We start from the raw sequence: 13563 nt of genomic DNA, 5'->3' as shown, positions 1-13563 counted from the left end.
GCGCGGGGCGCGCGGACTCCCCCGAGGGTATTTGGAAACCGGAGAAGGGCTGGGCGTGGTGACGGGACGGAAAATCCGCGTGCGCGGACAGGTGCAGGGCGTGGGCTTCCGGCCTTTCGTCTGGCAGCTTGCGCGGCGCTTAGGCCTGTCGGGCGAGGTGTCGAACGACGCCGAGGGGGTTCTGGTGCTGGCCGCGGGGCCGGGGCTCGACGCCTTCGAGCGGGCCCTGAGGGAAGAGGCGCCGCCGCTGGCGCGGGTCGACGGTGTCGAGAGCGTCGCGGCGGAGGTCGCGGGCGCGGGCTTCCGGATCGTCGCCTCGGGCGGGCCGGGAGCAGAGACGCGGGTGACGCCGGACGCGGCGAGCTGCGCGGACTGCGTGGCAGAGGTGTTCAGGGGCGGGCGGCGCGCGGGCTATGCCTTTACCAACTGCACCCATTGCGGACCCCGCTACAGCATCCTGCGCGGGCTGCCTTACGACCGGGCGCAGACCACGATGGCCGGCTTCGCGATGTGTGCCGCCTGCGGTGCGGAATACGACGACCCCGCGGACCGCAGGTTTCACGCGCAGCCGATCGCCTGCCCGGCCTGCGGGCCTCGGGTCTGGTTCGAGCGGGAGGGGCGCGAGGTCCCGGGCGACGCGGTGGCGCTGGCGGCGGAGGTGCTGGCGCGTGGCGGAATCGTCGCGGTGAAGGGCTTGGGCGGATTCCACCTTGCCTGCGACGCGACCGATCCAATGGCGGTGGCGTTGCTGCGGGAACGCAAGCGGCGACCGGCGAAGCCCTTCGCGCTGATGGCGCCTTTTGGGGTAGTGCAGGCCCATACCCGGGTCTCGGCGGCGGAGGCGACTTTGCTGGCGGACCCTGCCGCGCCGATCGTGCTTTTGCAGAAGGCGGGGCTCGCGCTGCCCGAGGGGCTTGCGCCGGGGCAGGACGCGCTCGGATGGATGCTGCCCTACACGCCTCTGCACCACCTGCTGTGCGCTGCGGTTGACCGGCCGCTGGTAATGACCAGCGGCAACCTCTCCGGTGCGCCGCAGGCGATCGGCAACGGCGAGGCGCGCGAGATGCTCGCGGCCTTTGCCGACGGCTTCGTGATGCATGACCGCGACATCGCGCGGCGGCTCGACGACAGCGTCGAGCGGATCACGCCGGAGGGGCCGATGGTGCTGCGCCGGGCGCGGGGGCGCGTGCCGGGGACGCTGCCGTTGCCGGAAGGGTTCGGGGGCGCGCCGCAGGTGGTGGCCCATGGCGGTCAGATGAAGGCGGCGATCTGTCTCGTGAAGAACGGGCAGGCGCTGCTTGGCCATCATCTCGGCGAACTGGACGAGGCGCTGACCTGGGAGGCCTTCCTGCAGGCCGACCGTGATTATGCCGCGCTCTTCGACCACCGGCCCGAGGTGGTCGCGGTCGATTTGCATCCGGAGTATCGGGCGACGCAGCACGGGCGGGCGCGGGCGGATCGCGAGGGGCTGCGGCTGGAAGAGGTGCAGCACCATCACGCGCATCTGGCGTCCTGTCTGGCGGAGAATGGCTGGCCCTTGGATGGCGGGAAGGTGGCGGGGATCATCCTCGACGGGACCGGGCTTGGTAGCGACGGCACGCTGTGGGGCGGAGAGGTTCTGCTTGGCGACTATCGCGGGTTCGAGCGGCGGGCGTGGTTGACGCCTGCGCCCTTGATCGGCGGCGATATGGCGGCGCGGGAGCCTTGGAGGAATGCGCTGGTGCGGCTTGATCAGGCGGGGCTGTCCGATTGGGCGGATGAGATGTTTGCCGACAAGCCGCTGGCGATGGCGCGGATGGCGGCGCAGCGGGGGGTGAACGCGCCGTTGTCCTCTTCGGCAGGTCGTCTCTTCGACGCCGTGGCGGCTTGTCTCGGGATCTGCGCGGAAGGGCAGAGCTACGAGGGCGAGGCGGCGATGCGGCTGGAGGCGCTGGCGGCGGCTGCACCGGAGGCCGGCCACCCTGGCCATGACTTCGGCATCGGTGACGCCGGCGCGGGGCTGAGGATCGATCCGTCGCCCATGATACGGCAGCTCTGCGAGGAACTCGGTGCGGGCTGCGCGCCCGGGACGATTGCCCGGCGCTTCCATGCGGGCCTCGCGCGGGCCTTGGCCGCGCCTGCCCGGGCGCTGGTCGAGACCGGCGAGGCCAAGGCCGTCGCGCTCACGGGCGGGTGTTTCCAGAACGCCCTGCTTCTCGATGAGGCGCTGCGGGCGCTCGACGGCGTGCCCGTGCTGTTCCACCGCAAGACACCGGCCAATGATGGCGGGCTGGCGCTGGGGCAGGCGCTCGTGGCACTGGCGCGTATGGAAAGCGACTGACCGGAGGCAGGGGTGCTCCGGCAGGGAAATGACCGGCGATACGGGGCTGCGCGGCACTCAAGTCATTGTTCGGAAATGCGTTTTCCTGTTGCCTGCAATTCGGGCGAAAGGCTTCCGCACACGGCGGCATACCATGATGCTGTATCAACCGCGGGCGGCCCTGGGCCGTCCTGCGCGGGACAGCTACATGGAGGAGGGCGCCAGCTTGAGCCAGATCGAAACCTTCTACGAGGTCATGCGGAGCCAGGGCATCACCCGGCGCAGTTTCATGAAGTACTGCTCGCTGACCGCCGCCGCGCTGGGCCTCGGCCCCGCCTTCGTGCCGAAGATCGCGCACGCGATGGAGACCAAGCCGCGCACCCCCGTCATCTGGGTGCACGGGCTGGAGTGCACCTGCTGCTCCGAGAGCTTCATCCGCAGCGCCCACCCGTTGGCCAAGGATGTCGTGCTGTCGATGATCTCGCTGGACTACGACGACACGCTGATGGCTGCCGCCGGGCACCAGGCCGAGGCCGCGCTTCAGGACACCATCGACAAGTACAAGGGGAACTACATCCTCGCGGTCGAGGGCAACCCGCCGCTGAATGAGGACGGCATGTACTGCATCGTCGGGGGCAGGCCCTTCGTCGATCAGCTGCGCCACGCGGCCGAGCACGCCAAGGCGATCATCTCGTGGGGGGCCTGCGCCTCCTACGGCTGCGTGCAGGCGGCCAAGCCGAACCCGACGCGGGCGACGCCGGTGCACAAGGTCATCACCGACAAGCCGATCATCAAGGTTCCGGGCTGCCCGCCCATCGCCGAGGTCATGACCGGCGTCATCACCTACATGCTGACCTTCGACCGGCTGCCCGAGCTCGACCGGCAGGGCCGGCCGGCGATGTTCTACTCCCAGCGGATCCACGACAAGTGCTACCGGCGGCCGCATTTCGATGCGGGCCAGTTCGTCGAGCACTGGGACGACGAGAACGCGCGGAAGGGCTACTGCCTCTACAAGATGGGCTGCAAGGGCCCGACCACCTACAACGCCTGCTCGACGGTGCGCTGGAACGAGGGCGTTTCCTTCCCGATCCAGTCGGGCCACGGCTGCATCGGCTGCTCGGAAGACGGCTTCTGGGATCAGGGCAGCTTCTACAACCGCGTGACCGACCTCACCCAGTTCGGCGTCGAGGCGAATGCCGACAAGGTGGGCCTCACGGCGGCGGGCGTCGTCGGCGGAGGCATCGCGCTTCACGCGGCGGTGTCGGCGCTGAAGTCGGCCCAGAAGAAGACCCAGTCGAAAGAGGAGGTGTAAGCCATGGTCGTGCAAACCCCCAACGGCTTCACGCTCGACAATTCCGGCAAGCGCGTGGTGGTCGACCCGGTCACCCGGATCGAAGGCCACATGCGCTGCGAGGTGAACGTCGACGACAACAACATGATCACCAACGCGGTGAGCACCGGGACCATGTGGCGCGGGCTCGAGGTCATTCTCAAGGGACGCGATCCGCGCGATGCATGGGCCTTTACCGAGCGCATCTGCGGCGTCTGCACCGGCACCCACGCGCTGACGAGCGTGCGCGCGGTGGAGGATGCGCTTGGCATCACCATCCCGGACAACGCCAACTCGATCCGCAACATGATGCAGCTGGCGCTGCAGATGCATGACCACATCGTGCATTTCTACCACCTGCACGCGCTCGACTGGGTGAACCCGGTGAACGCGCTCAAGGCGGACCCCAAGGCGACCTCTGAGCTGCAGCAGTCGGTGAGCCCGTCACATCCGCTGTCGAGCCCGGGCTATTTCCGCGACGTGCAAAACCGTCTGAAGAAATTCGTGGAATCGGGCCAGCTCGGCCTGTTCAAGAACGGCTACTGGGACAACCCCGCCTATCTGCTGCCGCCCGAGGCGGACCTGATGGCGACGACGCATTACCTCGAGGCGCTGGATCTTCAGAAGGAGATCGTGAAGATCCACACGATCTTCGGCGGCAAGAACCCGCACCCGAACTGGCTGGTGGGCGGTGTGCCGTGTCCGATCAACGTGCATTCGGTGGGCGCGGTCGGCGCGATCAACATGGAGCGGCTGAACCTGGTCAGCTCCATCATCGACCTGTGCGACCAGTTCAACAAGAACGTCTACATCCCCGACGTGAAGGCGATCGGCGGGTTCTACCGCAACTGGCTCTACGGCGGCGGGCTGTCGTCGCAGGCGTGCCTTGCCTACGGCGACATCCCCGAGCATCCGAACGATTTCTCGGCCGAACAGCTGCACCTGCCGCGCGGCGCGATCATCAACGGCGACCTGACGCAGGTGCATGACGTCGATCCGCGCGATCCCGAGCAGGTTCAGGAATTCGTCGATCATTCCTGGTATACCTACGGCGAGGCCGGTCGCGGCCTGCATCCCTGGGATGGCGTGACCGAGCCGAAATACGAGCTTGGCCCCAATGCCAAGGGCACGCGCACCGACATCAAGGAACTGGACGAGGCGGCGAAATACTCGTGGATCAAGGCGCCTCGCTGGAAGGGGCACGCGATGGAGGTCGGGCCACTGGCACGCTACATCGTCGGCTATGCCAACGGTCACGAGGACATCAAGGACCAGGTCGACGGGCTGCTGCGCGACATGGACCTGCCGCTCGAGGCGGTGTTCTCGACGCTGGGCCGCACCGCGGCGCGGGCGCTGGAATCGGAATACTGCGGGCGCCTGACCCGGCACTTCTTCGACAAGATGGTGACCAATATCCGCAACGGCGACGAGTCGACCGCCAACGTCGAGAAGTGGGATCCGTCGACCTGGCCCGCAGAGGCCAAGGGCGTCGGCATGACCGAGGCGCCGCGCGGTGCGCTCGGCCACTGGATCAAGATCGAGAACGGCCGGATCGACAATTACCAGTGCGTCGTGCCGACCACGTGGAACGGATCGCCTCGCGATACTGCCGGAAATATAGGCGCATTCGAGGCATCCTTGATGAATACGAAGGTGGAACGCCCGGAAGAGCCCGTCGAGATCCTGCGCACGCTGCACAGTTTCGACCCCTGCCTTGCCTGTTCCACCCACGTGATGTCACCTGACGGCGATGAACTTGCCAACGTCAAGGTCCGCTAGGGAGCACAGACCAATGAAAAAGATCGCACTTTCCACCGCACTCACCCTCGTCGCCGCACCCGCGCTGGCCCACACCGGCCACGGCGCGACCTCGGGGCTCGTGGCGGGCCTGACGCACCCGATCCTCGGGGCGGATCACCTGATGGCGATGGTCGCCGTCGGCCTGTGGTCGGGCTTCGCCCTGCCGAACCGCGCATGGTCGGGGGCGACGGCCTTCCTCGGGGCGATGACCGTGGGCGCGGCCCTGTCCTGGGGCGGGGTTCACCTGCCGATGGTCGAGGGCTTCATCACCCTCTCGGTGCTGGCCTTCGGCCTGCTGACCGTCTTTGCCCATCCCGGCCAGTCCCGGCTGGCATCGGGGCTGACGCTGGCGGCCATCGCGGGCTTCGGCGCCTTCCACGGCCACGCCCATGCCACCGAGGCGGCGGGCAACGCCGCAGCCTACCTCGGCGGCTTCCTCGCCGCGACCGCCGCGCTGCACCTCGTGGGCGTCGCCCTGGCGCGCTCCGTCGCCACGGGCCGCTTCGCGCGTCTCATCCAGGGCGGGATGGGGGCCGCCGTTTCGCTGGGCGGCCTCGCCCTGCTTGCGGGGTAGGACGATGCGCGACCAGACCATCCACACCCCGACCCCGGGCGTCGAGCCGCTGCCGAGCGCGCGGCTCACCGGCGACGCGACGGCGGAGGACATCGAGTCGATCCGCCGCCGCACCTCGGTCTTCGTCTACGAATGGCCCGTGCGCCTCTGGCACTGGGTGAACGCGGCTCTGATCATGACGCTGATCGGCACCGGCTGGCTCATCGCCTCGCCGCTGCCGACGATGAATTTCGCCGAGGCGACGTTCCAGTTCGTGATGGGCTACAACCGCTTCATCCACTTCGCCGCCGGCCAGCTTCTGACCGTGGCCTTCGCGGCGCGGATCTACTGGGCGTTCGTGGGCAACCACCACGCCAAGCAGCTGTTCTACGTGCCGGTCTGGAAAAAGGCCTGGTGGAAGGAGGTCTTCCACGAACTGCGCTGGTATGCCTTCCTCGAGGACGTGCCGAAGAAATACGTGGGCCACAACCCGCTTGCGCAGGTCGCCATGTTCTTCTTCATGACGGTCGGGATCACCTTCATGCTGCTGACCGGATGGGCGCTTTACGCGGAAGGCGCGGGGCAGGGCTCGCTGCCCGATCTCGCGATGGGATGGCTGATCGCACTGGTGGGCAACACTCAGGTGCTGCATTCGATCCACCACCTTGGCATGTGGTTCATCGTGATCTTCATGATGATCCACATCTACGCCGCCATCCGCGAGGATATCATGTCGCGGCAGTCGATGGTCTCGACGATGATCTCCGGGCATCGCACCTTCAAGGACGACCTGCCGGAATGAGCTGACCGCTCCCGGCGCCAACATGGAACGGGCCCTTGCAGGGGCCCGTTTTTCTTTGTGGCAGGAAGGTTTCCGATATTACCCTGAAATGGAAAGGGGTATTACGCCACCCCACCACGGGAAGGATGCTGTTTCTCGAAAATATCATTCCATATCAGGGTCTTGATGAAAGATGCATCTCTCATGCGGAATCGCTGATCCTGCCGGCGGAAGTCTCTAGTCTCGGACGGGCCAGCAGGCGGAGGTCAGGAGGCCGCCGGGCAAGCAGGGGAGGATCGCATGACACGACAGGCACTCATTCTCGGCATCGGAAACGTGCTCTGGGCAGACGAGGGCTTTGGCGTGCGCTGCGTCGAGCATCTTGCCGAAACCCTTTCCTACGGCGCCGACGTGACCGTTCTCGATGGCGGCACGCAGGGGCTCTACCTGCTGCCCTTCCTCGAGGCCGCCGACGTGATGGTCGTCTTCGACGCGGTCGACTACGGGCTCGCCCCGGGCACGATGAAGGTGGTCGAGGGCGACGCGGTGCCGCGCTTCATGGGCGCGAAGAAGATGTCGCTGCACCAGACCGGCTTCCAGGACGTGATCGCGACCGCGCAGCTCATGGGTTACTGCCCCGGTGAGCTGCTTCTGGTCGGCTGCCAGCCCGAGGAGCTCGAGGATTACGGCGGCGGCTTGCGGCCGCAGATCGCCGCCCGCATTCCCGAGGCGGTGCGCATCGGCCGGGAGTGGCTGGCCGCGCGCGGCATCCATGCGACCGAAGGGCGGACGCAGACCGACGCGCTCGCCGATGCCTCGATCCGCCAGCGCGCCTACGAGGACGGTCGCCCTTCCGAGGACGAGGCCTGCCGCACCGGCGACGCCCGGTTCTTCCCGGGAGCGGCCTGAGATGTGCCTGGGCATCCCGATGAAGATCGTCTTGATCGACGGCATCGCCGCACGGGCAACGGGCGACGAGGGCACCGCATTGATCGACCTGTCGCTGACCCCCGAGGCGCGCGTGGGCGACTGGGTGCTGACCCATCTCGGCCATGCCCGCTCGTTGATCTCGGCGCCCGAGGCGCTGCTCATCTCCGAGGCCCTGCGCGGCCTTCGGGCAGTGATGCAGGGCGGCAGCGCCGGCGACGCCTTTGCCGACCTGGACAACCGCGAGCCGGCTCTGCCGCCGCATCTCGAAGCGGCCCGGCGCGCCGGCCGCAAAACCGCCTGAGGAGACCGCCAATGGCACACCCCCTGATCGACCGGCTCGTGACCGACTTCGGCTGGCCCCGGCTTGCCACCATGGCCGACGTCGCGGCCTTCACCGAGGCGCCGGGCGCGCATTGCCTGTTCGTGCCGGGCGACCCGAAGCGCAATCTCGAGAGCGCCGACGTCGCGGTGATCCTGCCGGAACTGCACATGGCCTTTCAGCGCGCCTTTGACTGCGCGCTGGTCGATGATGCCATCGAGGCCGCGCTGCGCGAGCGCACCGGCGTGCTCAAGACACCGTCGCTGATCTTCTTCCGCGACGGCGTCTGCCTCGGCGGCATTCCCAAGGTGCGCGACTGGGACGACTACATGGCCCGCGTCCCGCAGATCCTCAACGCAATCCCCGCCCCGGCGGCCTGACGGAGACACGACGGATGGTCAGCAACTTCCACCTTCCGCCCACGGGCTACGGCCCGGGATCGCAGCCCGAGGACGACGACCTGCAATACATGTCGTTGCCGCAGGACATGCGCACCTTCTCGCCACGGATTCCCGAAGTCGACGACACGGATGCGCTCGCTCCGGCGATGGCGCTGATGACGCAAGTGGCCAAGGCCGCCGACCGTGTCGCGCTGGGCGGGGCGCCCGAGCAGTTCGATCTCTTCGGGCTGGACCCGGCCAATCGCCGGCTCGTCGCAGAGACCATGGGCGAGGGCGAGGTTGCCATGAAGATCCGTGGCCTGCCGTCGCTGCACGCGCAGGAATCGGTGTTCGCCGGGATCTGGATGCTGCACGGGGCCGGGCGCGACGTGATCGAGGTGGCAAGCGCTCCGCAGGACGCCCGCACCCGTGCGTTCGAGCCGTTCCGCCCGGGCAACGCCGATGCTCCTGGTGCCGGTGTCGTCAACGCGCCGCCGCTGCTCGTCGAGCTTCGCGACAAGTCGGCCTCCTTCCCGCAGACGCGGGAGCTGCACGTGGTGAACCTCAGCCTGCTGCCGCACACCGAGGCCGACCTCGCATGGCTCGATGCGCGGCTCGGCGTGGGCTCGACCGACATCCTGTCGCGCGGCTACGGCAACTGCCGGGTCACGGCCACGGCCACGCCGCATGTCTGGCGAGTGCAGTTCTACAACTCGATGGACCAGCTCATTCTCGATACCTTCGAGGTCACCGAAATGCCCGAGGTCGCGCTCGCCGCCGCCGAGGACCTGATGGACAGCGCCGAACGGCTGCGCGAAGTGCTGGAGGCCATCGCATGAGTTTCGAGGGCAGCTATCTCGGCGCGAACGACCGGATCTCGGAGCAGGCGATCATGGAGTGCAAGATCTGCTGGACTCCCTACGAGCCGGCCGAGGGCGACGATACCCGGCAGGTCGAGCCCGGCACGCCCTTCGCGGCCCTGCCCGAGGACTGGTCCTGTCCCAACTGCTCGGCCCCGAAGGAGCAGTTCATGGTGCTCGAGGACCCGGGCGCGGCGGACCTGCTCGAGGCAAACCGGATCGCCGCCGTCACCGCGCGGCTGGTGGCCGACTTCCGCGAGGTCTACCACGCCAAGATGCGCGACGTGCCCATCGTCAACAAGACGCTGCAGGTCGAGGCGGTGGGCTTCACCCGGCACGGCGACCACCTGCTCGGGGTGCTGGTAAGCCCTTGGTTCATGAACCTCGTCCTGCTGCCCGACGCGGGTCAGGACTGGTCCGGCCTCGTCGCCGGCGACAAGGAGGTGATTTCCTTCCCCTCCGGCGACTACGAGTTCATCCACAACACCCGCGAGCTCACCGGCGGCTACAAGGCGTGTTCGCTGTTCTCGCCGATGCACGAGTTCACCCGCCAGAAGGATGCGACCGACGTCGCCCGCGCGGTCATGCAGGCGCTGTTCCAGGAAGAGCACCGCGCGGACACCGACCGGGCCGCAGACATCCGGGCCTCGCGCGAGGAGGCACTGGCCGCGGCGGAAGAGGCCGTGCGCGCCGACGCCGAGGCAGAGACGGACGCGGAGCCCAGCCGCCGGGCGGTCATCACCGGGGGCCTGTCGCATCCGGCGGAGGCCGGCTGATGCTTGCCGTGCCGGTGCGCCCCCTGCCGCGCCTCGTAGCGCGCCCGGTGCCGGCACTGCCGGTGGCGGCGCTGGTGGTGGGGCGCCCGGTCGGCGAGGTCGAGGCGCTGCTGCCCCGGCTCTTCAATCTTTGCAGCGGAGCCCAGAAGGCGGCCTTTTCGGCGGCGCTGGGGGGACATGCGTCGGTCGCGGAGAGCCGCGCCGACGTCTTGCGCGATCACCTGCTGAAGTTTCATGCGACCTGGCCGAGCCTGCTCGGCATCGCGCCGCAGACTTTGCCGACGAAATGGAAGCAGGGCGGCCTGTCGCTGCTGTCCTGGCTCTTCGGCCCATCCGCCGCGCCGCCCGCGACGCCGGATGCATTCGCGGCCTTCCTTTGCCACAGGGACAATCCGCTGGCCCAGGTGCTGGCAATGATCGCCGACCGGTTCGCCCCGGGTGAGGCGGTCTCGGGGCTGCTGCCCGAGGTGACGCCCGAGACCATCTGGGCGCAGGGCGCGCTCGAGAACTCGGTCGCGGCCCGCCATGCCGGTCACCCGGTGATGCGGTCGATCGAGGCGCGCCACGGGCGCGGCCCGCTGTGGCGCGCCTCGGCGCGGCTCTACGACATAGAGGCGGTCTCGAAGGGGCGGCTTCCCGCCGTGACGCGCGGGGCGGGATGGGCGATGGTGCCCGCTACCCGCGGCACCTATGCCATGCGGCTCTCGGTCTCGGGCGAGGGCCGGGTGACGGCGTTCGAACGGGTCACGCCGACGGATGCGCTGCTGGCGCCGGGCGGCATTCTCGACGACAGCCTCGCGACGCTTCCGCCGCAGAAATCCGTGCTTGCCCCGCTGCTTCTCGATATCCTCGATCCATGCGCCCCGGTGCAGCTGGAGGAAACGGAAGATGCATGAGATGTCGCTTTGCGAAGGCATCCGCCGGGTGGTCGAGCAGGCCGCCGCGTCGGAGGAGATCGCCCGGGTGACCCGCGTGCGGCTCGAAATCGGGCGGTTCGCCGGCGTCGAGAAGCCGGCGCTGGAATTCGCATGGGAGATCGTCATGCGCGGGTCCAAGGCCGAGGGCGCCGCGCTCGACATGATCGATTTGCCGGGCCGCGCCCTGTGCTACGACTGCATGGAGACGGTCGAGATCGATCACAGGCTCGACCCCTGCCCACGCTGCGGCGGCGGCAAGCTGATGCCCGACGGGGGCGACGAAATGAGGATCAAGGACATGGAGGTCATCTGATGTGCACGGTTTGCGGCTGCGGAGACGGCAAGATCGAGGGGCATGATCACCATCATCCCCATGCGCATGGCCATCACCATCATCACCACGGAGGGCATGGCGATCTTCACTTCGGCCATGGCGCCGCCGGGGTCGCGGTCGGCAACATGAGCCAGGAGCGGCTGATCGAGATCGAGACCGGCATCCTGTCGGAGAACGACCGCTACGCGCAGGCCAACCGGCAGCAGCTCACCGCGATGGGGGTCTACGCGCTGAACCTCGTCAGCTCGCCCGGCTCGGGCAAGACGACGCTGCTTTGTGCCACCATCCGCGCCATGGGCGGCGGCTGCGCGGTGATCGAGGGCGACCAGCAGACCACCAACGACGCCGACCGCATCCGCGAGACCGGCGCCCCTGCGATCCAGGTCAACACCGGCAAGGGCTGCCATCTCGACGGGCACATGGTCGGCCACGCGCTCGACCACCTGCACCTGCACGCCGGCGGCACGCTGTTCATCGAGAACGTCGGCAACCTCGTCTGCCCGGCGTCCTTCGATCTGGGCGAGGATGCGAAGGTGGCGATCCTCTCGGTCACCGAGGGCGAGGACAAGCCGCTGAAATACCCCGACATGTTCACCGCCGCGAAGATCGCGCTTCTGAACAAGGTCGATCTCGCGCCGCATTGCGACGTGGACCTCGACCTTTACGAAGCGAACCTGCGACGGGTGAACCCGACCATCGAGATCATCCGCGTCTCGGCCCGCACCGGCGAGGGGCTCGACGCGTGGACCTCCTGGCTGCGCTCGGAGGCTGCCGCGAAGACGGCCCCGAGGGCCGCGGAGTGATGGCGGCCCCCAGTCTCCCCACCGTGCTCGTCGTCGATGACGAGCCGTTCTCGGTCGCCTCTATGCGGATGGCGCTCGAGGACGATTTCCACGTGCTCGAGGCGACCTCCGCCGACGAGGCGTGGCGGCTGCTGGAGGAGAACTGGGTGCAGGTTGTGGTCTCGGACCAGCGGATGCCGGGTCGGACCGGGGTCGAGCTGCTGTCGGACGTGCGCGGTCGCTGGCCCGAGACGGTGCGCATCATCGTCACCGGCTACACCGAAAGCAGCGACATGATCGAGGCGATCAACGCGGCGGGCATCTACCAGTTCATCACCAAGCCATGGCATCCCGAGCAGTTCCTGATGGCGGTGCGCAACGCGGCCCGGCTCTTCGAGCTGAGCCGCGATCACGAGCGCATGTCGCTGGAGATGCGCTACCTCGGCTCGACCGCGGCGCAGAAGCTGCAGGCCCGCCGTGCGCAGGCGCAGGAGGCCGGAGGCTTCGACAAGGTGCTGCGCGGCGTCGACAGCCCGCTGAACCCGACCATCGCGCTGGCGCGGCAGTTCGCCAGCTTCGAGGTGCCGGTGCTGATCACCGGCGAGGCGGGCACCGGCAAGACCGACATCGCGCGGGCAATGCACTACGGCTCGTTGCGCAGCGACCGGCCGTTCTACCAGGTCAACTGCGCTGGCATGTCCGACGATCTGCTGGCGGTCGAGCTGTTCGGCGCCAAGCGCGGGGCGGTGCCCGGCGCGGTGCAGGCAAGGGCGGGTCTGCTACAGAAGGCCGACCGGGGCACGCTGCTGCTCAACGGCGTCGACGCGCTCAGCCCGGCGATGCAGCTGCAACTGCTGCACGTGATGACCGAGGGCAGCTTTCAGCCGCTCGGCGGCAACGAGACGCTGACCACCTCGGCCCGGCTGCTGTTCGGCGCGCATCGCGACCTGCGCGGCCTCGTGGCGGCGGGGCAGTTCCGCAGCGACCTGTTCTTCGAGATGGCCGTGACCGAGCTCTCCGTGCCGCCGCTGCGTGGGCGGGCCGCCGACCTGCCGATGCTGGCCGAGCGGCTGCTGCACGAAGCCGCCGAGGCGCATGGCAAGCCGGTGCGGGGCCTGTCGAAACCGGCGCTGGACTTCCTTGTCGCGCACGACTGGCCGGGCAACCTGCCCGAGCTGCGCAACGAGGTGACGCGGATGCTGATCCTCGCGCAGGACATGGTACTCGGGCCGGAGCTGATCTCGCGGCACATTCTTCAGGCCGGCCACTCCGACCGTTGCGAGGGCGCGGTGATCGGCACCGACCTCTGCACCCTCGAGGGCACGCTGAAGGACCGGGTCGAGCTGATGGAGATGCGCATCCTCGGCGAGACCCTGACCCGTTTGAAATGGAACAAGTCGAAGGCGGCGGCAGAGCTCGGCCTCTCGCGCGTCGGCCTTCGGGCAAAGCTGGACCGCTACGGCATCGAGCCGCACGCGTCCGTTGCGGAGGAGGAGTAAGCC

Annotated in this window: 14 protein-coding genes; all 14 read left to right on the top strand. The window is 68.3% G+C overall.

Features of this window, described 5'->3' with window-relative positions:
* The first annotated feature begins 49 nt into the window (after window positions 1-49).
* The 14 genes from hypF to D6860_RS20805 all read left to right on the top strand — a co-directional run bounded on the left by hypF (window position 50) and on the right by D6860_RS20805 (window position 13560).
* Window positions 50-2320, top strand: a complete 2271-nt coding sequence (gene hypF, locus D6860_RS20870; protein WP_371683208.1) for a carbamoyltransferase HypF — start codon at window positions 50-52, stop codon at window positions 2318-2320.
* A gap of 205 nt (window positions 2321-2525) precedes the next feature.
* Window positions 2526-3611, top strand: a complete 1086-nt coding sequence (locus D6860_RS20865; protein ID WP_076625323.1) for a hydrogenase small subunit — start codon at window positions 2526-2528, stop codon at window positions 3609-3611.
* Between the two features lie 3 nt (window positions 3612-3614).
* Window positions 3615-5408: a nickel-dependent hydrogenase large subunit gene (locus D6860_RS20860; RefSeq protein ID WP_076623183.1), complete on the top strand. Its 1794-nt coding sequence runs from the start codon at window positions 3615-3617 to the stop codon at window positions 5406-5408.
* A 13-nt stretch (window positions 5409-5421) separates the two neighbouring features.
* Window positions 5422-6003, top strand: a complete 582-nt coding sequence (locus tag D6860_RS20855) for a HupE/UreJ family protein (protein ID WP_076623184.1) — start codon at window positions 5422-5424, stop codon at window positions 6001-6003.
* Between the two features lie 4 nt (window positions 6004-6007).
* Entirely contained in the window at window positions 6008-6784 is a 777-nt protein-coding gene (cybH, locus tag D6860_RS20850) for a Ni/Fe-hydrogenase, b-type cytochrome subunit (protein ID WP_076623185.1), read from the top strand.
* 279 nt (window positions 6785-7063) lie between these two features.
* Window positions 7064-7672 carry a HyaD/HybD family hydrogenase maturation endopeptidase gene (locus D6860_RS20845; RefSeq protein WP_076623186.1) on the top strand — a complete coding sequence of 203 codons (609 nt, stop codon included), beginning with the start codon at window positions 7064-7066 and terminating at the stop codon, window positions 7670-7672.
* Between the two features lies 1 nt (window position 7673).
* Complete coding sequence (locus D6860_RS20840; RefSeq protein WP_076623187.1) at window positions 7674-7994, top strand: HypC/HybG/HupF family hydrogenase formation chaperone; 321 nt, start codon at window positions 7674-7676, stop codon at window positions 7992-7994.
* An 11-nt stretch (window positions 7995-8005) separates the two neighbouring features.
* A complete protein-coding gene (locus D6860_RS20835; protein WP_076623188.1) occupies window positions 8006-8392 on the top strand; it encodes a thioredoxin domain-containing protein in 387 nt (128 codons plus the stop codon).
* A gap of 14 nt (window positions 8393-8406) precedes the next feature.
* Window positions 8407-9231: a hydrogenase expression/formation protein gene (locus tag D6860_RS20830; protein WP_076623189.1), complete on the top strand. Its 825-nt coding sequence runs from the start codon at window positions 8407-8409 to the stop codon at window positions 9229-9231.
* The gene (gene hybE / locus D6860_RS20825) at window positions 9228-10028 is read left to right on the top strand and encodes a [NiFe]-hydrogenase assembly chaperone HybE (protein ID WP_076623190.1); all 801 of its coding nucleotides are present in this window, start codon (window positions 9228-9230) and stop codon (window positions 10026-10028) included. Before D6860_RS20830 ends, hybE begins: the two co-directional genes overlap by 4 nt.
* On the top strand, window positions 10028-10924 hold the full coding sequence (locus D6860_RS20820; protein ID WP_076623191.1) for a hydrogenase expression/formation protein HupK: 897 nt from the start codon (window positions 10028-10030) through the stop codon (window positions 10922-10924). The genes hybE and D6860_RS20820 overlap by 1 nt, the downstream gene beginning before the upstream one ends.
* On the top strand, window positions 10917-11258 hold the full coding sequence (gene hypA / locus D6860_RS20815; RefSeq protein ID WP_017467767.1) for a hydrogenase maturation nickel metallochaperone HypA: 342 nt from the start codon (window positions 10917-10919) through the stop codon (window positions 11256-11258). The genes D6860_RS20820 and hypA overlap by 8 nt, the downstream gene beginning before the upstream one ends.
* Complete coding sequence (hypB, locus tag D6860_RS20810; protein ID WP_017467768.1) at window positions 11258-12082, top strand: hydrogenase nickel incorporation protein HypB; 825 nt, start codon at window positions 11258-11260, stop codon at window positions 12080-12082. Before hypA ends, hypB begins: the two co-directional genes overlap by 1 nt.
* Window positions 12082-13560 carry a sigma-54-dependent transcriptional regulator gene (locus tag D6860_RS20805; protein ID WP_076625324.1) on the top strand — a complete coding sequence of 493 codons (1479 nt, stop codon included), beginning with the start codon at window positions 12082-12084 and terminating at the stop codon, window positions 13558-13560. The genes hypB and D6860_RS20805 overlap by 1 nt, the downstream gene beginning before the upstream one ends.
* Window positions 13561-13563: the final 3 nt, after the last annotated feature.

Origin of the sequence: Salipiger sp. D13, from assembly GCF_003703915.1 — a bacterium.
GTDB lineage: Bacteria > Pseudomonadota > Alphaproteobacteria > Rhodobacterales > Rhodobacteraceae > Salipiger > Salipiger profundus.
This window is presented reverse-complemented; position numbering and strand designations above follow the sequence as displayed.